The sequence below is a fragment of the Paenarthrobacter aurescens genome, from assembly GCF_041549525.1.
Lineage (GTDB): Bacteria > Actinomycetota > Actinomycetes > Actinomycetales > Micrococcaceae > Arthrobacter > Arthrobacter aurescens.
In genome coordinates, this window is the sequence record NZ_CP157456.1 from 871598 (window position 1) to 893431 (window position 21834).

At 60.7% G+C, this 21834-nt stretch carries 10 protein-coding genes and 3 rRNA genes; 11 read left to right on the forward strand and 2 right to left on the reverse strand.

The window, feature by feature from the left end; genetic code table 11:
- Positions 1-210: 210 nt before the first annotated feature.
- Entirely contained in the window at positions 211-1020 is an 810-nt protein-coding gene (locus tag ABI796_RS04225; protein ID WP_141286473.1) for a carbon-nitrogen hydrolase family protein, read from the reverse strand.
- Between the two features lie 238 nt (positions 1021-1258).
- Between ABI796_RS04225 and glgX the strand changes: the two genes are divergently transcribed.
- From glgX to ABI796_RS04240, 3 genes are read left to right on the forward strand one after another with little or no spacing between them, the layout of a single operon-like run.
- On the forward strand, positions 1259-3373 hold the full coding sequence (gene glgX, locus ABI796_RS04230; RefSeq protein WP_141286471.1) for a glycogen debranching protein GlgX: 2115 nt from the start codon (positions 1259-1261) through the stop codon (positions 3371-3373).
- A gap of 30 nt (positions 3374-3403) precedes the next feature.
- A complete protein-coding gene (locus tag ABI796_RS04235) occupies positions 3404-3892 on the forward strand; it encodes a ribonuclease domain-containing protein (RefSeq protein WP_141286469.1) in 489 nt (162 codons plus the stop codon).
- Between the two features lie 17 nt (positions 3893-3909).
- Positions 3910-4269, forward strand: coding sequence for a barstar family protein (locus ABI796_RS04240; protein ID WP_141286467.1), 360 nt, complete (start codon positions 3910-3912; stop codon positions 4267-4269).
- Positions 4270-4411: 142 nt separating this feature from the next.
- On the opposite strand, the gene glgP is transcribed toward ABI796_RS04240, so the two are convergent.
- Positions 4412-7036 (reverse strand): alpha-glucan family phosphorylase, encoded by a 2625-nt coding sequence (glgP, locus tag ABI796_RS04245; RefSeq protein WP_174754628.1) that lies wholly within the window; start codon positions 7034-7036, stop codon positions 4412-4414.
- A gap of 125 nt (positions 7037-7161) precedes the next feature.
- Here glgP and ABI796_RS04250 point away from each other — a divergent pair, with 125 nt between their 5' ends.
- The 8 genes from ABI796_RS04250 to ABI796_RS04285 all read left to right on the forward strand — a co-directional run bounded on the left by ABI796_RS04250 (position 7162) and on the right by ABI796_RS04285 (position 21808).
- Positions 7162-9246 carry an alpha-1,4-glucan--maltose-1-phosphate maltosyltransferase gene (locus ABI796_RS04250; protein WP_174754630.1) on the forward strand — a complete coding sequence of 695 codons (2085 nt, stop codon included), beginning with the start codon at positions 7162-7164 and terminating at the stop codon, positions 9244-9246.
- Entirely contained in the window at positions 9246-11042 is a 1797-nt protein-coding gene (treS, locus tag ABI796_RS04255) for a maltose alpha-D-glucosyltransferase (RefSeq protein ID WP_141286461.1), read from the forward strand. Before ABI796_RS04250 ends, treS begins: the two co-directional genes overlap by 1 nt.
- Position 11043: 1 nt before the next feature.
- Positions 11044-14700 carry a 1,4-alpha-glucan branching enzyme gene (locus ABI796_RS04260; RefSeq protein WP_141286459.1) on the forward strand — a complete coding sequence of 1219 codons (3657 nt, stop codon included), beginning with the start codon at positions 11044-11046 and terminating at the stop codon, positions 14698-14700.
- A gap of 492 nt (positions 14701-15192) precedes the next feature.
- Positions 15193-16714, forward strand: a 16S ribosomal RNA gene (locus ABI796_RS04265).
- 547 nt (positions 16715-17261) lie between these two features.
- Positions 17262-20416 (forward strand): 23S ribosomal RNA (locus ABI796_RS04270).
- Positions 20417-20581: 165 nt separating this feature from the next.
- Positions 20582-20698: ribosomal RNA gene (gene rrf / locus ABI796_RS04275) — 5S ribosomal RNA — on the forward strand.
- Together the 16S, 23S and 5S rRNA genes form the textbook arrangement of a ribosomal RNA operon.
- A gap of 101 nt (positions 20699-20799) precedes the next feature.
- Positions 20800-21294 (forward strand): SRPBCC domain-containing protein, encoded by a 495-nt coding sequence (locus tag ABI796_RS04280; RefSeq protein WP_141285798.1) that lies wholly within the window; start codon positions 20800-20802, stop codon positions 21292-21294.
- Positions 21287-21808 (forward strand): N-acetyltransferase family protein, encoded by a 522-nt coding sequence (locus tag ABI796_RS04285; protein ID WP_373092331.1) that lies wholly within the window; start codon positions 21287-21289, stop codon positions 21806-21808. The genes ABI796_RS04280 and ABI796_RS04285 overlap by 8 nt, the downstream gene beginning before the upstream one ends.
- The last annotated feature ends 26 nt before the right edge of the window (positions 21809-21834 follow it).

Here is a 21834-nt window from a genome sequence, read left to right on the forward strand (position 1 = left end):
CTCACATCCCATGGGCTTCCTGCGGACCCTCTTCCACATCCCTCGGGTTTGAGTCGGTCGCTCTCTCATGTCCCGCGTGCCTCAGCCTTCTCAGGATCTGTTCCGAACTTGACGAACGACGTCGACACACGCCTTAGAGGGCCGTCCGCCGCGGCGAGGATGTGAGAGAGGGATGGCCGGAAGGGCTCGGGAAGTGAGAGAGGGCTGGGGTTAGAAGTCGCGGCGGTTGGCCAGCACGGGGAGCTTGGTGCGGGCCTCTTCCACCACGGCGGGGTCGAGGTCGTAGAAGATCATGCCCGGCTCACCTTCGAGGGCTTCCAGTACCTGGCCGAACGGGGACACGACGGCGGAGTACCCCACGCCCGTGGGTGCGGCACCTTTGGCTTCGATGCCCCGGGTTGCGGGATCGCCTTGGCCGCAGGCGAGCACGAACGTGGTGGTGTCCACCGCGCGGGCACGGGCCAGGAGCTGCCACTGATCGGCTTTGCCCGGACCTGATCCCCACGAGGCAGAGACGATGTTCACCACAGCTCCGCGCTGGGCGTTGGCGGTGAACAGGGCCGGGAAACGGATGTCGTAGCAGGTAGCCACACCAAAGGTGAGGCCACCGGCGTCGAACGTTACTGGATCCGTGCCGGCCTCAACGGTGTCCGATTCGGCAAAGCCGAACGCATCAAAGAGGTGGACTTTGTCATAGCTCGTTTCCACACCCGGGCCTGTGACCAGGAGAGTGTTGCGTACCCGCGGGGACCCGGAGTCTGAGGGAGTTCCCGGGGTGAACATGCCGGCTACGATCACCAGCTGGAGTTCCCGGGCGAGGGACCTTACCCGGCTTGCCCACGGCCCATCCAAGGGTTGGGCGATGTCCAACAGCGAGTTTCCGAACGCGCGCATCATGGCTTCGGGGAAGACCACCAACTCCGCGCCGCCTTCCTTGGCCAAGCGGGCGTTCTCCTCAAGGAGCCGCAGGTTGCTGTCCGGATCCCGGCCGGTGATGACTTGGGCAAGTGCCACGCGCACGATAAAACCTCCAGTTGTCTTGGTCCCAGTATGCCAAGCGGGCTGGTCCCGGGAGGAGCATGCCGACACAATCGGCCTCGAGCTTTCGAATGCGCACCCGGTCAGGACAGCATTGCAGCAGGTGAGCGGCGCTTGAAATGCAGCAATCCTGGGGCAAGTAATGAAATCGAGACGCTGATCGTCGTCACATGGCCGCCCAGCGCGGTACATACTTTGCGTGGAACTAAACTTGCAAGCAATGGTTATGCCTATTTTTGACACAGCAGCTGCCCTGGATTCGTCAATGCCCAGGCCCCTCGGACTGAGCGCGCCCCAGCCCGGAGTTTTCGACGCCCAAAGCGCTCCGGACAATTCGGTGAACGTGGCCGTCTTCGCACCGGATCTGGATCGCGTGGAGGTGGTGTTCCAAGCCCCTGGCGAACCATGGCAGTCCCACATCCTGTCCAACACGGAGGACGGTGTGCACTTCGGCCTGGTCAACGGCATGCCGCCCGGCACCCGCTACGGCTTCCGCGCAGCCCCGGGCGAGGGCGGCCTTCCGCTGTCCATCCCCGCGGTGGATCTGGATGACGACGGCGGCCAGCCCCTGCTGCTTGATCCTTACGGCCGCGCCGTGGACCAGCGGGGAGAGTTTCTTACCAGCGTCCACGTCGATACTGGCTTTGATTGGGGCGAGGACCACCCGCCCCGCACACCCATGCGTACCTCGGTGATCTATGAGGCGCACGTCCGTGGGCAGACGATGCTCCACCCGGACATCCCTGAACACCTCCGTGGTACGTATGCGGGCATGGCGCACCCTGTGATGATCCAACATCTCACTGAACTTGGCATCACTGCCGTTCAGCTCCTGCCTATTCATTTCCACCTGGATGAGTCCCATCTCCAGGATCTGGGCATGACCAATTACTGGGGCTACAACACGGCGGCGTTCTTCGCCCCGCACGCCGCTTACGCCACGGAGGCGGCCCGCAACGCTGGTCCGCATGCGGTGCAGGATGAGCTCAAAGGCATGATCAAGCTGCTCCATGCGGCAGGGATCGAAGTCATTCTTGACGTGGTGTACAACCACACTGCCGAGGCGGGGCCTGACGGACCGGCCTTGAGCTTCCGCGGCTTGGCCGAGACGCGTTACTACCGCCATGATGCCCACGGCCGGTACTTGGACACCACCGGTTGCGGCAATACCTTGGATTTCAGTGATCCCGTAGTGGTGGACCTGGCGCTGGATTCCTTGCGGTACTGGGTGAACGACTTCCATGTGGACGGTTTCCGCTTCGACCTCGCCGTGACCCTGTGCCGCGATGCCAGCAACACCTTCGATCCTCAGCACCCGTTCCTGCAGGCGATTGCCGAGGACCCGGTACTTTCCGGGGTCAAGCTGATCGCCGAGCCTTGGGATGTTGGCTACGGTGGCTGGCAGACGGGACGTTTCCCTCAAGGATGGTCGGATTGGAATGACCACTTCCGCGACGGCGTCCGGAGCTTCTGGCTTTCGGACAGGGCTGCCATGGAAGCCGGTGGCCAAGGTGGCTCAGTTGCTTCATTGGCTGAGCTCATGGCGGGCTCCGCCAACCTCTTCGCATCCTCAGGACGCACCCGGCTGGCCAGCGTCAACTTTGTCACGGCCCATGACGGTTTTACCCTTAAGGACTTGGTCAGCTACGACCGCAAGCACAACGAGGCCAACGGTGAGCAGAACCGTGACGGCCACGGGGACAACCGCAGCTACAACCACGGTGTGGAGGGCAGGAGCGAGAACGAGGCCATTGTTGCCGCCCGTGCCCTTTCCGTCCGCAACCTCATGGCCACCTTGCTCCTGTCTTTCGGCGTTCCCATGATCACGGCGGGTGACGAGATCGGGCGCACGCAGCAGGGCAATAACAACGCTTACTGTCAGGACAATCCCACGGCCTGGCTCGATTGGAGCAGGACCCAGGAAGCCAACGCCATGTTCAGGACCACTCGTGAACTGGTGAGGTTGCGCCGCTGGTTCCTGCGGCATCAGCCGGAGAGCTTCCCGGGCAGCGCCAATGACTCGAGCCTTCAGTGGTTTGATGACAAGGGCAAGAAGATGACTCCGGCGCGCTGGAATGATCCCAACGTCCGCTCCGTCCAGCTCCTGATGGGTCACGAGGACAGTGAGATCCGCGGGTTGATCTCAGTGAACGGCAGCAACCAGGACGTGAAGATGGTGTTGCCGGAGATTTTGAGCGAATCGGGCATAGGAAAGCGCATGTTTGAGCTTCGTTTCACCACCTCGGTGCTGCATGAGCGCAGAAAGGGCGCGTTGGTGGCCTCCGGCGAGCGGGATATCCTGCAAGCCAACACCATCAACATCTACCGAACGTAGCCAGCCGAGCATCGAGGGGAGCCCGCCAGGGTGAATCGCAACCGCAACAAACTGGTGGCCTTCGCGGCGCTGGTGATCGCCGTCGTCGTGCTGGTGGTCGCCATGGTGGGCGGCGGCTCGCTGACGGCGCAAACCACGACGCCGGAAGCCGGGTCCACGTCTACGTCACCGGCGGCACGCAGCACCGCAGCGGCCAATACAGCAGCGGCCAGTTCAGCCATTGCCAATCCGTCCACACTGCCTGCCATCAACGCCTCGCAGCTGCCCAAGGAAGCACGCCAAACGCTGGCCCTGATTGCTCAGGGCGGCCCGTACCCGTACGAGCGCGACGGCGTGAACTTCGGCAATTTTGAGGGATTGCTGCCTAAGAAATCCGGTGGTTTCTACAAGGAGTACACGGTGCCAACACCCGGGGAGCCGGACCGCGGCGCACGCCGGATCATTGTGGGCAAGGACTCAGCCAAGTACTACACCCCGGACCACTACGAGTCGTTCACGTTCATCGAAGAAGACAAATAGCCAACAAGCAGGAGCCCATGAAGATCTATTCCGCCGACACCTGGACCCTTGAAGAACTGCAGGAGCAAATCTCCGACGCCGGCCGCCGCACCGTCCTTGTCCCGCCGGCGTCCACCAAGCAGGCAGTCCTTGAGGTTTTCGGCCAGGTCCTCGATTTCCCCGAGTACTACGGCGTGAACCTGGACGCCCTCAACGACTCCTTGCATGATTACGCGGATGCCCTTTCAGAGGACGACGGCGGCCCTGTCACCATGATCTGGCAGGTCCCGGCGGTCTACCGCACAGACCGTTCCTTCGGCGTCGTCTGCGAAATCCTCCAAGACGCAGAGAGCTACGCCGGCCGCGACCTCAAGGTCATCGCCGTCTTCGAGAATTAGTCGCGCCAACGGGTCCTATGGATCCCAACCGTAGCGGGCCTTGAGACGCAATTGGCGACCGCGACCCGGCAGCGTGCGTCAAAGCGACGAAGGAGCAGCACGCAGAGGGTTACGGTCGCCAATTGGGCGACGTGGTTCAGGCTTAGGCGTTCGCGATCAACCCCAGTTCAGCCTTGGATGCCAACGCCGAGTGCTTCGGGAACACCCGGACGGTGTAACCGAAGGAGCCGGAGCGGTTGATCACCAGGGAGCCGCTGAACAGGTGGCGTCCGCCGCCGAGGTCTTCAACGGAGTCCAGTTCAGCCACCACCACGTCCTCGAGTTCATCGGATTCCTCAGCGCGACCGAAGGCCACCTCCACTGAGACATCGTCCGGGGTGAGGTTGTTCAGGGCCACGTAGGCGTTGACTTGGAGGGTGTCGCCCACCTGGGGTTCCTCTGAGACGCCCACGGAGTCCACGTGTTCCACCACAACCTCGGGCCACGCATTGCGTACCTTGGTGGTCCAGGCGGCGAGTTCCTTGGCTTCCTTGAAGGACTCAGCAACAGCGCGTCGGCCGGACACTGCGGCCGGGCAGTAGAGGTTGTTGACGTAGTCGTGGAGCATGCGTTCGGCCGAAACTGCGGGGCCCAGGTTAGCCAGGGTGTGCTTGATCATGGACACCCAGTGGGTGGGCACGGTCTCGCGGCTGGATTCCGATGGCCCTGCGGCACCGGCGCCTTGGGCAACAGTGGTGCCGTAGAAACGCGGTGCTACCTGAGTTTCCAGGAGTTCGTAGAGCGCTGATGCTTCAATGTCGTCGCGTTCCTCGGAGGATGCGTTGTTGTTGGCGGTGGGGATTGCCCAGCCGTTTTCGCCGTCGTACATTTCGTCCCACCAGCCGTCCAGGACGGAGAGGTTGAGCGAGCCGTTGATGGCGGCCTTCATGCCGGAAGTGCCGCAGGCTTCGAGCGGCCGGAGCGGGTTGTTGAGCCAGACGTCGCAGCCGGGGAACAGCGTCCGTGCCATGGCGATGTCGTAGTTGGGCAGGAAGACGATCCTGTGCCGCACCTGGGGGTCGTCGGTGAACTTGACCAGGTCCTGGATCATTTTCTTGCCGGCGTCGTCCGCCGGGTGTGACTTCCCGGCGATGACCAACTGGATGGGGTGTTTGGGGTCCAGGAGCAGGGCCTTCAAGCGTGCCGGGTCGCGCAGCATGAGCGTGAGCCGCTTGTAGGTGGGCACGCGGCGTGCGAATCCGATGGTGAGGACGTCGGGGTCCAGCACGGAGTCTGTCCACCCGAGTTCGGCGTCGGCGGCGCCGCGCTTCTTCCAGGAGGCACGGAGCCGGCGTCGAACGTCGTCGATGAGTTGGGCACGGAGCTCCCGGCGGAGGGCCCAGACGTCTTCGTCGCTGACGTTGTAGGCCAGGTCCCAGCGGCCCATTGCCTCGGCTTCGGCCCCGAATTGGGTGCGTGCAAGGGCGGAGATCCGGGGATCCACCCAAGTGGGCACGTGGACGCCGTTGGTGACGGAGGTGATGGGGATTTCGGAGTGATCGAATCCTGGCCAGAGCCCGGCGAACATTTCGCGGGAGACCACGCCGTGCAGTTTGGCCACGCCGTTGGCGCGCTGGGCCAGGCGTAGGCCCATCACTGCCATGTTGAACACTGAGGGGTTGCCGCCGTCGAAGTTTTCGCGGCCGAGTTCCAGGATGCGTTCGGTGGGCACAGCGGGCGCCAGCCCGGCTTCGAAGAAGTGCTTGATCTGCACGGTCTCGAACCGGTCGATCCCGGCTGGGACGGGCGTGTGCGTGGTGAAGACCGTGGATGCGCGGCCGGCGGCGAGGGCTTCATCCCAACTGAGCGGGTGCTCGGGGTTGGACATGGCTTCCTGGATGCGTTCTATGCCGAGGAATCCTGCGTGGCCTTCGTTGGTGTGGAACACTTCGGGCGCGGGTGTGCCGGTGAGTTCCTGGTAGACCCGCAGGGCCTTGACGCCGCCCATGCCCAGGAGGAGTTCCTGCTGGAGCCGGTGATCGCCGCCACCGCCGTACAGGCGGTCTGTGATGCCGCGGGCGGCTTCGTCGTTGGAGGGGACGTTGGAGTCCAACAGCAGCAGCGGAACACGTCCGACGTCGGCACGCCACACGTGGGCGTGAAGCTCGCGTCCGTTGGGCAGCGGCAGCGAGATATGAACGGGCTTGCCTTGGGCGCCGTCCTTGGCCGGGTGGCGGAGAAGCGTCAGGGGGAGGCCGTCGGGGTCCAGCACGGGGTAGGTTTCCTGCTGCCAGGCGTCGCGGGAGAGGGACTGCTTGAAGTAGCCGGCCTGGTAGAGGAGCCCGACGCCGATCAGCGGCACGCCGAGGTCCGAGGCAGCTTTGAGGTGGTCACCGGCGAGGATGCCCAGGCCGCCGGAGTACTGCGGGAGCACTTCGGTGATGCCGAATTCGGGGGAGAAGTACGCGATGTAGGCCGGGGCGTCCTCGTTCAGTCCCTGGTACCAGCGCGGTTCGCTGAGGTAGCGGTCCAGATCGGCTGCGGCGTGTTGAACGCGTTCCACAACTTCACCGTCGTTGGCCAGGTCCTGCAACTGCTCGCGGCTGATCGAACCCAGAAGGGCTATGGGGTCATGCTGCGAGGCCTCCCAGAGAGCCGGACTAAGGCTCGCAAAAAGTTCCCGGGTTGGCCGGTGCCAGGACCAGCGCAAATTGGTCGCCAACCGGGCCAGGGGCCGGATGGGCTCGGGGAGGACGGTACGGACTGTAAACCTTCGAATTGCCTTCACGAGCGCCACACTAACGGACTCACATGGCAGCCGGAACCGGATTGGGTTTCTTTTAGGTAAAAGTCACCTTGCGTCGAGTAGATAGGTCGTGTGCTTAGCATTCTGTGATTTTTGTCGCTAACGTCGTGGTTGTGACGAAAACCGCGCGAACCATCACCGCCCTGAAATCCAAGACGACTACGGACATCACCGAGGGACTTCGCTTCGGCCGGTTCCCCATCACGGCCGTGCAGCCGGTGGTTGAGGGTGGCCGTTTCCCGGCGAAGGCTTTGCCGGGTGAAGACCTGGCTGTAGGCGCCACGGTCTTCCGTGAAGGCCACGACCAGCTTGGCGTCTCTGCCGTTCTGCTCGATCCCAGAGGCAAGGAGCGTCAGCGTGTCCGCCTGACCCCGGCCCAGGGCGAGCAGTGGAAGGGCCTGGACCGCTGGGAGGGCTTGATCACCCCCACCGGCACCGGTGCCTGGTCCTTTGTCATCGAGGCCTGGCATGACCGTTACGGCACCTGGCACCACAATGCCGAGGTCAAGGTAGGAGCCGGCATTGACGTTGAGTTGATGCTCGCCGAGGGCGCTGCCCTCCTGGCCGAAGCAGCCGACGACGCCGGTCGCAGCGCCGTGGAAAAGCGCACCTTGCGTGCCGCTTCGGTGGTGTTGGCCGATACCACCAAGACTGCCGAGGAGCGCCTTGGCGCCGGTTTCAGCACTGAGGTGCTGGCCGCCGTCGGACGCGTTCCCATCCGCGAACTGGTGACCGTTTCCGAGCGGTTCCCGCTGCAGGTGGAGCGCGACCTCGCAGGCCGCGGTTCCTGGTACGAGTTCTTCCCCCGCTCAGAGGGCGCCGTGCTGGATCACTCCACCGGTGTTTGGACTTCGGGCAACTTCCGTACGGCGGCCGGAAGGCTCGACGCCGTAGCGGACATGGGGTTCGACATCATCTACCTGCCGCCCATCCACCCGATTGGTTTCCAGCACCGCAAGGGGCGCAACAACACGTTGACGCCGGGCCCGCAGGATCCCGGTTCGCCGTGGGCCATCGGCTCGAAGGATGGCGGCCATGACGCCATCCACCCGGATCTGGGCACGTTTGAGGACTTTGATGCGTTCGTGGCCCGTGCCAACGAGTTGGGGCTCGAGGTTGCTTTGGACCTGGCCTTGCAGGCAGCTCCGGACCATCCTTGGGTGACGTCCAACCCGGAATGGTTCACCACCCGTGTGGACGGCTCCATCGCTTACGCGGAGAACCCTCCGAAGAAGTACCAGGACATCTACCCCCTGAACTTCGACAACGATCCCGCCGGGCTTTCCAAGGAGATCCTGCGGATCGTGCAGTTGTGGATCAGCCACGGCGTGAAGGTTTTCAGGGTGGACAATCCGCACACCAAGCCTGTCTGGTTCTGGGAATGGTTGATTGGCAAGATCAACAAGAAGAACCCGGAAGTTGTTTTCCTGGCCGAAGCCTTCACCCGTCCGCCGATGATGCACGCATTGGGTCGCGCCGGATTCCAGCAGTCCTATTCCTACTTCACGTGGCGGAACACCAAGACCGAACTGGAGCAGTACTTCCAGGAGGTCAGCCATGAGACCGCGGCATTCTTCCGTCCCAACTTCTTTGTGAACACCCCGGACATCCTCACCGAGTACCTCCAGTACGGTGGGCCCGCGGCATTCAAGATCCGCGCAGTCCTGGCCGCTACGGCCAGCCCGTTGTGGGGCGTCTACGCCGGGTACGAGTTGTACGAGCACGTGGCCCGTCCCGGCGCGGAGGAGTACATCGATAACGAGAAGTACGAGTACAAGGCCAGGGATTGGGAAGGCGCTGCGGAGTCCGGACGGACGTTGGCGCCGTACATCACCAGGCTCAACACCATCCGCAAGGACCACATGGCCCTGGGCGATCTGCAGAACCTGACGCTGCACAGCAGCACTGACGACGCCACGATTGTGTACTCCAAGCACAAGACGCTGCCGGACGGTACCAAGGACACCTTGATCATTGTGGTCAACGTGGATCCGCACAGCACCCGCGAAAGCACAGTGTCCCTGGACCTCGCGGCACTGCAACTGGACCCTTCGGACCTCAACGAGGACGGACAGTTCCGCGTTGATGACCTCATCAGCGGCCAGAGCTGGGCGTGGGGCGAGCACAACTACGTGCGGCTGGACGCGCATGTTGAACCGGCGCACATTCTGAGCATCCGGAGGCAGCCTTAGTGAGTTTTTCTCCGCAGAACCCCAGCCAGTACTTCACTCCGAAGAACACCTTCGAGTTGAACGCCCCAGGTCTCCAGCATGATCCGCACTGGTACCGCAAGGCAGTCTTCTATGAGGTACTGGTGCGGGCCTTTGCGGATGCCAACGGGGACGGTTCCGGCGACTTCCACGGCTTGATCGACAAACTGGATTATCTCCAGTGGCTGGGCGTTGACTGCCTGTGGCTGCCGCCGTTCTTCCAGTCCCCGTTGCGCGATGGCGGTTACGACATCGCGGACTATACGTCAGTACTGGACGAGTTCGGCACCATCAGTGATTTCAAACGGTTGGTGGCCGAGGCCCACGCACGCGGCGTCCGGGTGATCATTGACCTTCCGTTGAACCACACCTCGGACCAGCACCCGTGGTTCCAGGAATCACGGAAGGACCCCACGGGACCTTACGGCGATTTCTATGTGTGGAGCGATACTGATGAGAAGTACCAGGACGCGCGGATCATTTTTGTTGACACCGAGGAATCCAACTGGACGTTCGATCCCATTCGCCGGCAGTTCTTCTGGCACCGTTTCTTCAGTCACCAGCCTGACCTGAACTTTGAGAATCCGAAGGTCATTGAGGCTCTCTACGACGTTGTGAGGTTCTGGCTGGACCAGGGGATCGATGGCTTCCGTGCTGACGCCATTCCTTACTTGTTCGAAGAGGACGGCACCAACTGCGAGAATCTGCCGGCCACGCACACCTTCCTGCAGGACCTTCGCAGGATGGTGGACTCGAATTACCCCGGCCGGGTGATCATTGCCGAGGCCAACCAGCCACCGCATGAAGTGGTGGAGTACTTCGGCACTGAGGAAGCCCCCGAATGCCACATGGCCTTCCATTTCCCCATCATGCCCAGGCTGTACTACGCCTTGCGGGACCAGAAGGCCGCTCCCATTATTGAGACCCTGCGGAACACGCCGGAAATTCCCAAGGGGGCACAGTGGGGGACCTTCCTGCGCAACCATGACGAGCTGACGCTGGAGATGGTGCCGGCCGAAGAGCGTGCCGCCATGCTCGGCTGGTACGCCCCGGACCCGCGGATGCGGGCCAACATAGGTATTCGACGCCGGTTGGCGCCGCTGCTGGATAACTCCCGTTCCGAGATCGAGCTGATCAATGCGCTGCTGCTGTCCTTGCCGGGCAGTCCTTTCCTGTACTACGGGGATGAAATCGGCATGGGCGACAACATCTGGCTTGATGACCGCGATGCCGTTCGAACACCCATGCAGTGGAACCCGGACCGTAATGCAGGCTTCTCCAGCGCTGATCCGGGCCAGCTTTATCTTCCGGTCATCCAGTCTCTGGTTTACAACTACAGCATGGCCAATGTTGAGGCCGAGGCTGCGCACTCAGGTTCGCTGCTGCGCTGGACCCGGCAGATCCTGAGCGTTCGCAAGAACCATCCGGTGTTCGGTTTGGGCGGCTTCCGCCACATTGAAGCGGACCATGAGGTGGTGCTCGCGTACGTTCGGGAGTTGCCTGCCGGCAACCACGAAGGGGAAGACGCCGAGACCATCCTGTGCGTTTTCAACCTTTCCCAGCACCCCGTGGCGGCAAAACTGGACATTCCGGAGTTTGCGGGCCGGGGCCTGCGCGATATTTTCGGCGGCCAGCCTTTCCCGGCGGTCGGCGACAACGGTCACTTGACCGTGATGCTGGGCAGCCACAGCTTCTATTGGCTGCGGGTCCGCTCAGCATTTTCCAATCCCTCGTCGCCTTATACTCAGGCGATTCCCGTGGTGACCTCCAAAGGATGAGATGAACAAGGAAAACTTGAACCCCTCCATTGAAGGACTTCTCCGGACCTGGCTGCCGGGCAAGCGATGGTTCCCGGTGAAGAGGCCGGACTTTGCCTTGGAGCAGGTGGGCGGCTTCAGCCTGCCCCCTGCCGGCGGCGAAACGCAGCTGGAAGTTGTGCTGTTGGCGGTAACCCACAGAACGGCCGACGGCGGCTCGCGGACTGACGTTGTCCAGGTTCCGTTGAGCTTCCGGAGCCGGCCGCTGCCCGAGGCGCCCACGGCTTTATTGGGTGAGTTCACGGATCCTGATCTGGGCCTGCGGCTCGTCTATGACGCCGTCTATGATGCTGACTTCGTTACCGCCTGGCTGGAACTGATGCGCAGTGAAGGGAAGGTCGGCGGCGCCCAAGGACATCTGACGCGTGGCCGGGTGGCACTGCCCGAGCATCCCACGTCAGTGAAGGTCCTCTCCGGCGAGCAATCCAACACGTCCGTCATCATCGACGACGGTCATTCGGCAGCGATCATCAAAATCTTCCGTGTGCTCGCCGCCGGCAAGAACCCTGAAGTGGAACTCGGTGCCGCACTGACGGCAGCCGGGACTACCGAGGTTCCGGCCACGCTCGGTTGGATTACCGGCTCGTGGGACGGGCCGTCGTCGAACGGTTCCTCAACGGCCACGGGCGAGCTGACGGTCGCCCACGAGTTCCTCCTTGGGGGCTTGGATGCCTGGCGCCTGGCGGTTGAGGCCGCGGCAGCGGGCAAGGATTTCACGGCAGAAGCCCGCGGGCTCGGTGCCGCTACTGCCACGGTTCACGCCAGGCTGGCGGAGACGTTCGGTACCCTGGACGGGCAAGAGCAGGGTCCGGAGATCATCGCAACAGTAGACCGGCGTGTCCGGGGCTCATGGGCGGAAGCCTCTTCCGCCGTCGGGCCCCATGACCAGCAACTGAACGAGTTGCTGGCTGCTCTGGACCCCCGGGATGTGGGCCAGTTGCAGCGTGTCCACGGCGACCTCCACTTGGGCCAGATTCTTTTGGTACCCGGCGCTGAAGGGCAGCCGGGCAGATGGGCCATTCTGGACTTCGAGGGCGAGCCGCTCCGGACCATTGATGAACGCAATACCCCCGATCTTCCCTTGCGGGATGTCACCGGGATGCTGCGCTCCTTCGACTACGCAGCGGGTGCCGCCACGCGCGAGAACGCCGATGCCAAGGTGCCTGAAACCTGGGTGGATGACTGCGCTGCCGCGTTCCTTGAGGGTTATAGCGAGGTCACCCCGGGAACCATCGACCGCCGCTCGCCGCTCTTTGTGGCATTGTGGCTGGACAAGGCCTTATATGAGGTTGTTTACGAGTTGCGGAACCGGCCCGACTGGTTGTCGATCCCCGTGAATGCATCCCGACGAATCCTCGATAACACAAGCCGCGGCAAGCATGCGGCAGCTACAGCGGAAGGTAATGACATGACTGGCTCTGCACGCACCGAACGGCCGCGGGTTCCCCTGCACGTGGACTCCGAGACCTTGGAACGCGTGGCGGCAGGCGCCTACCATGCGCCCCACTCAGTTCTCGGCGCGCACCTGGACGACCACGGGCACGTCACCATCCGTACTGTGAAGCACCTGGCGAAGTCCGTGGTTGTGGTGACCGAAGCGGGCCGTACGGACATGGCCCACGAGGCACACGGTGTGTGGACTGCGGTCCTGGAACCGCTCCAGGCAGGCCACGTGCCTGACTACCGTTTGGAAGTGGTGTACGACGTCGAACCGGTCACCATTGATGACCCGTACCACTACCTGCCAACGGTGGGCGAGGTGGACCTGCACCTGATCGGTGAGGGCCGCCACGAACGTTTGTGGGACGTCCTCGGCGCACACGTTCAGCACTACCGCTCCGTGTTGAGCGAGGTGGACGGCGTCTCCTTCGCCGTCTGGGCACCCAACGCCCAAGCAGTCCGTGTGAAGGGCGACTTCAACGGGTGGGACGGCCGCTCGCACGGGATGCGTTCACTGGGCTCCTCGGGTGTGTGGGAAATCTTCATTCCCGGCGTTGTAGCAGGGGCGTGCTACAAATACGAGATCCTTACCAAGTCCGGACACTGGATTGAAAAGGCTGACCCCCTGGCCTTCGGCACCGAGGTCCCGCCACTGACTGCCTCCCGTGTTGTGGACGCCAGCTACCGGTTCAAGGATGCGGAATGGATGAATGCCCGCGCCGCCAAGGACCCGCACAACTCGCCCATGAGCGTCTATGAAGTCCATTTGGGATCCTGGCGCCTGGGCCTTGGCTACAAGGAACTTGCCAAGGAACTGGTGGACTACGTCAAGTGGCTGGGGTTCTCCCACGTTGAGTTCATGCCGGTGGCCGAGCACCCGTTCGGCGGTTCGTGGGGCTATCAGGTCACGTCCTACTTCGCTCCCACCTCGCGGTTCGGGCACCCGGATGAGTTCCGGTTCCTGGTTGATTCACTCCACCAGGCCGGGATCGGCGTCCTGCTGGACTGGGTACCTGCCCACTTCCCCAAGGACTCCTGGGCACTGGCGCAATTCGACGGCCAGCCGCTGTATGAGCATTCCGACCCCGCCCTGGGCGAACACCCTGACTGGGGAACCCTGATCTTCGACTTCGGTCGCAGCGAGGTACGGAACTTCCTGGTGGCCAACGCGCTGTACTGGCTGGAGGAATTCCACATCGATGGCCTCCGCGTGGACGCCGTTGCCTCCATGATTTACCTGGATTACTCCCGTGAAGAGGGGCAGTGGAGGCCCAACAAGTTTGGCGGCCGAGAGAACCTCGAAGCTATTTCCTTCATGCAGGAAGTCAACGCCACCGTCTACAAGTCCCACCCCGGCGCCATCATCATTGCGGAGGAATCCACCGCATTCCCTGGTGTCACGGCTCCCACCAACCACGGCGGGCTCGGCTTCGGCCTGAAGTGGAACATGGGCTGGATGCACGACTCCCTGAAGTACATCTCCGAGGACCCCATCAACCGCAAGTGGCACCACGGCACCATTACGTTCTCCTTGGTGTACGCCTTCACCGAGAACTTCCTGCTGCCCATCAGCCACGATGAAGTTGTTCACGGCAAGGGCTCCATGCTGCGCAAGATGCCCGGTGACCGCTGGCAGCAGCTGGCAAATCTGCGGGCCTTCTTCGCCTACCAGTGGGCGCACCCTGGCAAGCAACTGATCTTCATGGGCACTGAGTTCGGCCAGGAAGCGGAATGGTCCGAACAGTACGGGCTGGATTGGTTCCTCGCTGACATCCCCGCCCACAGGGGACTGCAACTCCTGGTCAAGGACCTCAACGAGCTCTACACGTCGACGCCGGCCCTTTACCAGCGCGACAACGAGGCCGGTGGTTTCCAATGGATTAACGGCGGCGACGCTGATCACAACGTCCTGACCTTCATCCGTTGGGACCATGAGGGCAAGCCTCTGGTCTGCGCGGTGAACTTCTCCGGCGGCCCGCACAAGGACTACATCCTGGGCGTGCCGGCGGCAGGGGAGTGGACTGAGGTCCTCAACACCGATGCTGAGACATATGGCGGCTCGGGCGTCGTGAATGCGGGATCGCTGAAGGCAACAACTCCTGGAACCGATGGCCAACCTGCAGCACTGTCTGTAACGCTGCCGCCGCTTGGTGCCTCGTGGTTCGCGCCGGCTGAGTAGTTCTTTGGATTCAGGGAGGGCCCGGAGCACGGCTTCGGGCCCTCTTTCCCTTTGTTTCCGGGGATTTTCCTCGGAGAACAGGGTGTGTCGTTGACGGGTTTTGCGATCCCGGGCAAGTAGGGGTATAGTTAGTACCCGCGCTGCTCCACGAGTAGAGATCGCAAGCTGACAAGAAACCGCAAGGAAAAATCAAGTCAAGCTTGCCGATTTGACTCGGAGGAAGCCAGCCGGTAACTTTGAAAAGTTGCTCCGGAGCGATCTTGGCCCCTTTGTGGGGGTTGAGTGGTGCCGGGTGTGTCTGTTGTTTGAGAACTCAATAGTGTGCCAAGTTTGTTGATGCCGATTGTTTTATTGATTGGTTGAAATTATGGCCGGATTGTCGCGCACCCCCGTGTGTGGTGGTCTGGTTTTCAGCTGGTTTCGAATTTTGTGCAGCCGTGTCTTGCCGTTATTTCCGGTGGGTGTGGTTGTGTCTGTTTGATTTGTTTTACTTCAACGGAGAGTTTGATCCTGGCTCAGGATGAACGCTGGCGGCGTGCTTAACACATGCAAGTCGAACGATGATCCCAGCTTGCTGGGGGATTAGTGGCGAACGGGTGAGTAACACGTGAGTAACCTGCCCTTGACTCTGGGATAAGCCTGGGAAACTGGGTCTAATACCGGATATGACCATCTGGCGCATGTCATGGTGGTGGAAAGCTTTTTGTGGTTTTGGATGGACTCGCGGCCTATCAGCTTGTTGGTGGGGTAATGGCCTACCAAGGCGACGACGGGTAGCCGGCCTGAGAGGGTGACCGGCCACACTGGGACTGAGACACGGCCCAGACTCCTACGGGAGGCAGCAGTGGGGAATATTGCACAATGGGCGCAAGCCTGATGCAGCGACGCCGCGTGAGGGATGACGGCCTTCGGGTTGTAAACCTCTTTCAGTAGGGAAGAAGCGAAAGTGACGGTACCTGCAGAAGAAGCGCCGGCTAACTACGTGCCAGCAGCCGCGGTAATACGTAGGGCGCAAGCGTTATCCGGAATTATTGGGCGTAAAGAGCTCGTAGGCGGTTTGTCGCGTCTGCTGTGAAAGACCGGGGCTCAACTCCGGTTCTGCAGTGGGTACGGGCAGACTAGAGTGCAGTAGGGGAGACTGGAATTCCTGGTGTAGCGGTGAAATGCGCAGATATCAGGAGGAACACCGATGGCGAAGGCAGGTCTCTGGGCTGTAACTGACGCTGAGGAGCGAAAGCATGGGGAGCGAACAGGATTAGATACCCTGGTAGTCCATGCCGTAAACGTTGGGCACTAGGTGTGGGGGACATTCCACGTTTTCCGCGCCGTAGCTAACGCATTAAGTGCCCCGCCTGGGGAGTACGGCCGCAAGGCTAAAACTCAAAGGAATTGACGGGGGCCCGCACAAGCGGCGGAGCATGCGGATTAATTCGATGCAACGCGAAGAACCTTACCAAGGCTTGACATGAACCGGAAAGACCTGGAAACAGGTGCCCCGCTTGCGGTCGGTTTACAGGTGGTGCATGGTTGTCGTCAGCTCGTGTCGTGAGATGTTGGGTTAAGTCCCGCAACGAGCGCAACCCTCGTTCTATGTTGCCAGCGCGTTATGGCGGGGACTCATAGGAGACTGCCGGGGTCAACTCGGAGGAAGGTGGGGACGACGTCAAATCATCATGCCCCTTATGTCTTGGGCTTCACGCATGCTACAATGGCCGGTACAAAGGGTTGCGATACTGTGAGGTGGAGCTAATCCCAAAAAGCCGGTCTCAGTTCGGATTGGGGTCTGCAACTCGACCCCATGAAGTCGGAGTCGCTAGTAATCGCAGATCAGCAACGCTGCGGTGAATACGTTCCCGGGCCTTGTACACACCGCCCGTCAAGTCACGAAAGTTGGTAACACCCGAAGCCGGTGGCCTAACCCTTGTGGGGGGAGCCGTCGAAGGTGGGACCGGCGATTGGGACTAAGTCGTAACAAGGTAGCCGTACCGGAAGGTGCGGCTGGATCACCTCCTTTCTAAGGAGCTGCTAACAACTGGTTGCTGTGCCTGTATGGGTGTGGTGGTGGTTGTCAGTGTTGCCCATTGCGCAGGCGTATGTTCTGCGGTGGGTGCTCATGGGTGGAATATCAACAAATCAAAGTTTCTTTGGCATGGCCTTTCCTGGTTGTGTCCTGGTGTTAGTACGGCTTCCTGTGTTCCTGCTTTGGTGGGGGTGTGGGTTGTGTGGAACGCTGCCGGGGCGTGGTTTGTGGGGGTTGTGTTTGGCGCACTGTTGGGTCCTGAGGCAACAGGACCTTTTTGCAGCAATGCATGGGGGCACTTCTGGTGTTTCTTTTGTTCCTGCGGCCGGTTCCTCTGGTCACCGTTGAGCGGCTACTCCTTTTGTTGGGGTGGTTGTGGTGGTTGGGGGTGTGGTTGACGGGGTTGTTGTTTGAGAACTACATAGTGGACGCGAGCATCTGAAACACACGCCTTTTTGGTGTGTGTTTCTACAGCAATTTCTTATGAATGAACCTGGCCCTTGTGGTCATGGTTCTCTCGAGTAAGTTTTTGATCTTGTGTGGTCAAGTTTTTAAGGGCACACGGTGGATGCCTTGGCATTAGGAGCCGAAGAAGGACGTAGGAATCTGCGATAAGCCTGGGGGAGTTGATAACCGAGCGTTGATCCCAGGATGTCCGAATGGGGAAACCCCGCACAACGCTGTCATGGTGATTGTGTGACCCGCATCTGAACACATAGGGTGCGTGGGGGGAACGCGGGGAAGTGAAACATCTCAGTACCCGCAGGAAGAGAAAACAATAGTGATTCCGTTAGTAGTGGCGAGCGAACGCGGATCAGGCTAAACCGTTTCCATGTGTGATAGCCGGCGGGCGTTGCATGGGCGGGGTTGTGGGACTTTCCGTTCTGGTTCTGCCGGACCAGTGAGGTGAGGTGCAGGCATAGGTGAACGGTCTTGAAAGGCCGGCCAGAGAGGGTGTGAGCCCCGTAACCGTAATGTTGTGCACGGCCTGGGGAGTATCCCAAGTAGCACGGGGCCCGAGAAATCCCGTGCGAATCTGTCAGGACCACCTGATAAGCCTAAATACTTCCTAATGACCGATAGCGGACCAGTACCGTGAGGGAAAGGTGAAAAGTACCCCGGGAGGGGAGTGAAACAGTACCTGAAACCGTGTGCTTACAATCCGTCGGAGCAGTCGTGAGTAATCACAAGTAACTGTGACGGCGTGCCTTTTGAAGAATGAGCCTGCGAGTTAGTGTTACGTCGCGAGGTTAACCCGTGTGGGGTAGCCGTAGCGAAAGCGAGTCTGAATAGGGCGAGTGTAGTGGCGTGATCTAGACCCGAAGCGGAGTGATCTACCCATGGCCAGGTTGAAGCGACGGTAAGACGTCGTGGAGGACCGAACCCACTTCAGTTGAAAATGGAGGGGATGAGCTGTGGGTAGGGGTGAAAGGCCAATCAAACTCCGTGATAGCTGGTTCTCCCCGAAATGCATTTAGGTGCAGCGTTGCGTGTTTCTTGCCGGAGGTAGAGCTACTGGATGGCCGATGGGCCCTACAAGGTTACTGACGTCAGCCAAACTCCGAATGCCGGTAAGTCAGAGCGCAGCAGTGAGACTGTGGGGGATAAGCTTCATAGTCGAGAGGGAAACAGCCCAGACCACCAACTAAGGCCCCTAAGCGTGTGCTAAGTGGGAAAGGATGTGGAGTTGCGAAGACAACCAGGAGGTTGGCTTAGAAGCAGCCATCCTTGAAAGAGTGCGTAATAGCTCACTGGTCAAGTGATTCCGCGCCGACAATGTAGCGGGGCTCAAGTACACCGCCGAAGTTGTGGATTTCACATAATGCCCTAGCCTTCGTGGTTCAGGGGTGTGGAGTGGTAGGGGAGCGTCGTGTGGGCAGTGAAGTCGCGGTGGAAACCAGCGGTGGAGCCTACACGAGTGAGAATGCAGGCATGAGTAGCGAAAGACGGGTGAGAAACCCGTCCGCCGAATGATCAAGGGTTCCAGGGTCAAGCTAATCTGCCCTGGGTAAGTCGGGACCTAAGGCGAGGCCGACAGGCGTAGTCGATGGACAACGGGTTGATATTCCCGTACCGGCGAAAAACCGCCCATGCCAAGCGGGGGATACTAACCGCCCGGAGCCTGCCCGCCCACCCTTGTGGTGTGTGGGTTTTGGCCGAGCGCGGGACCTGATCCCGGGAGGTAAGCGTATTAACAGGTGTGACGCAGGAAGGTAGCCGGGCCGGGCGATGGTTGCCCCGGTCTAAGGATGTAGGGTCAGGGATAGGCAAATCCGTTCCTGTGTGCTTCGAGCACGATCCTGAGATCTGATGGGACCCCCGTATGGGGGGATCCGGTGATCCTATGCTGCCAAGAAAAGCATCGACGCGAGGTTTTAGCCGCCCGTACCCCAAACCGACACAGGTGATCAGGTAGAGAATACCAAGGCGATCGAGAGAATTATGGTTAAGGAACTCGGCAAAATGCCCCCGTAACTTCGGGAGAAGGGGGGCCTGCCCCGTGATGGAGACTTGCTCTCCGTGAGCGGGTGTGGGCCGCAGAGACCAGGGGGAAGCGACTGTTTACTAAAAACACAGGTCCGTGCGAAGTCGCAAGACGATGTATACGGACTGACTCCTGCCCGGTGCTGGAAGGTTAAGAGGACCGGTTAGCCCTTACGGGCGAAGCTGAGAATTTAAGCCCCAGTAAACGGCGGTGGTAACTATAACCATCCTAAGGTAGCGAAATTCCTTGTCGGGTAAGTTCCGACCTGCACGAATGGAGTAACGACTTCCCCGCTGTCTCAACCATAAACTCGGCGAAATTGCAGTACGAGTAAAGATGCTCGTTACGCGCAGCAGGACGGAAAGACCCCGAGACCTTTACTATAGTTTGGTATTGGTGTTCGGAGTGGCTTGTGTAGGATAGGTGGGAGACGTTGAAACCCGGACGCCAGTTCGGGTGGAGTCATCGTTGAAATACCACTCTGGTCACTTTGGACATCTAACTTCGGCCCGTGATCCGGGTCAGGGACAGTGCCTGATGGGTAGTTTAACTGGGGCGGTTGCCTCCTAAAAAGTAACGGAGGCGCCCAAAGGTTCCCTCAGCCTGGTTGGCAATCAGGTGTCGAGTGTAAGTGCACAAGGGAGCTTGACTGTGAGAGAGACATCTCAAGCAGGGACGAAAGTCGGGACTAGTGATCCGGCGGTACATTGTGGAATGGCCGTCGCTCAACGGATAAAAGGTACCTCGGGGATAACAGGCTGATCTTGCCCAAGAGTCCATATCGACGGCATGGTTTGGCACCTCGATGTCGGCTCGTCGCATCCTGGGGCTGGAGTAGGTCCCAAGGGTTGGGCTGTTCGCCCATTAAAGCGGTACGCGAGCTGGGTTTAGAACGTCGTGAGACAGTTCGGTCCCTATCCGCTGCGCGCGCAGGAAATTTGAGAAGGGCTGTCCTTAGTACGAGAGGACCGGGACGGACGAACCTCTGGTGTGTCAGTTGTACTGCCAAGTGCATCGCTGATTAGCTACGTTCGGATGGGATAACCGCTGAAAGCATCTAAGCGGGAAGCTCGCTTCAAGATGAGATTTCCATACACATTTATGTGTGAGAGGCCCCCAGCCAGACCACTGGGTTGATAGGCCGGATGTGGAAGCGAGGACTAAAGACTCGTGAAGCTGACCGGTACTAATAGGCCAACAACTTACACCACACAACACACTGCACGCGTCCACTATGTGGTTCCCGAACAACAACCAATGTTCCAGGAACCAACACAACAAAATAACAACACCACAGTTGAAACAACACCACAGTTGAAACAACACCACAGTTGTAACCCAAAGATTTCCCACCCCACGGGGTCGGGTAACAGAGTTACGGCGGTCATAGCGTGGGGGAAACGCCCGGTCCCATTCCGAACCCGGAAGCTAAGACCCACAGCGCCGATGGTACTGCACCCGGGAGGGTGTGGGAGAGTAGGACACCGCCGGACATAAATTCAGGGAAGCCCCGACCATTAGGTCGGGGCTTCCCGCATTTAACGCTGGTTATCCCACCTGCACGCACCTGCTGCCACCGGTAGAGTTGGTGGTCATGGAAGATCTGTTTAGCCACCCAGAGTCCCAGCCCGAGGCGTCCAGGCAGGGCGAGGACGGTTTGGAACCCCTCATCATCACAGTGGTGGTGCCCACCAACGTTTCGCACGCCTTCCAGGGTTTCACCGATCATCCGCACCTCTGGTGGCCATTGGAATTTGAGAGTGTGTACGGCGAAGGATCCCACGTTGAGTTCGAAGAGAACCTGATCCTGGAGACTGCCGAGGATGGCCGCACATCCGTATGGGGAACAATCGACGACTGGCAGCCCCCGCTGTCCTTCCACGCCAGCTGGTACCCCGCCGGTACGCCGCTGTGGTCTACGGAGATCCGTGTGGTGTTCCGTGCTGTGGAGGAAGGCACGGAAGTACGCCTGATCCATGACGGTTGGGAAGGCGCGGAGGACCCCGCAGCTTCGCGGGCGTCCTACGCAGAAGGCTGGCCTAGGGTCCTTGACCGGTACGTGAGGTTCATGGGCGGAGCAGTTGCCTAGGATCCGCAGGCTCCGCGCGGGCGATTGGCAGTTGTTGAAGGCAGTACGGCTGGAGATGCTCACGGACACGCCCATGGCGTACGGGGAGAGCGTGGTTGCAGCGCGCCGGCAAACGGACACCCAATGGCAGGAGCGTGCAGCCGCAATGTCCGGGGATGACAGCATCACCCTGGTGGCAGATTTGGGCGTGGACGGCAGTAAACTGTGTGGCTTGATGCGTGTGGTGGTCAAGCATCCGCAAGCCCCGGAGAAGCCGTTGCAGGCCATGCTGATCAGTGTCTATGTAGCGCCTGCCCATAGAGGGCTGGGGCTGGCCGATCAACTGCTCAACGAATCATGTAAAGCTGCGGCGGAGGAGTTGGGTGCCGGAGGCATTGAGCTTGGCGTTCATGAGGAGAACGTCAGGGCGCTTGCGTTCTACCGGCGCCAGGGATTTGAGACTACGGGGGCCAGCCGTCCCTATCCGCAGGACGCCTCAAAGCTGGAGCTGGTGATGGAGCGGCACTTGCCCTAGGGAAGGCTTACGGGCAGGGAGGGCTC

Bases quoted from the DNA above. Each gene is read 5' to 3' on its own strand.
- glgX (WP_141286471.1), top strand. From the start codon at position 1,259: ATGGTTATGCCTATTTTTGACACAGCAGCTGCCCTGGATTCGTCAATG.
- ABI796_RS04240 (WP_141286467.1), top strand. From the start codon at position 3,910: ATGAAGATCTATTCCGCCGACACCTGGACCCTTGAAGAACTGCAGGAG.
- ABI796_RS04280 (WP_141285798.1), top strand. From the start codon at position 20,800: ATGGAAGATCTGTTTAGCCACCCAGAGTCCCAGCCCGAGGCGTCCAGG.
- ABI796_RS04260 (WP_141286459.1), top strand. From the start codon at position 11,044: ATGAACAAGGAAAACTTGAACCCCTCCATTGAAGGACTTCTCCGGACC.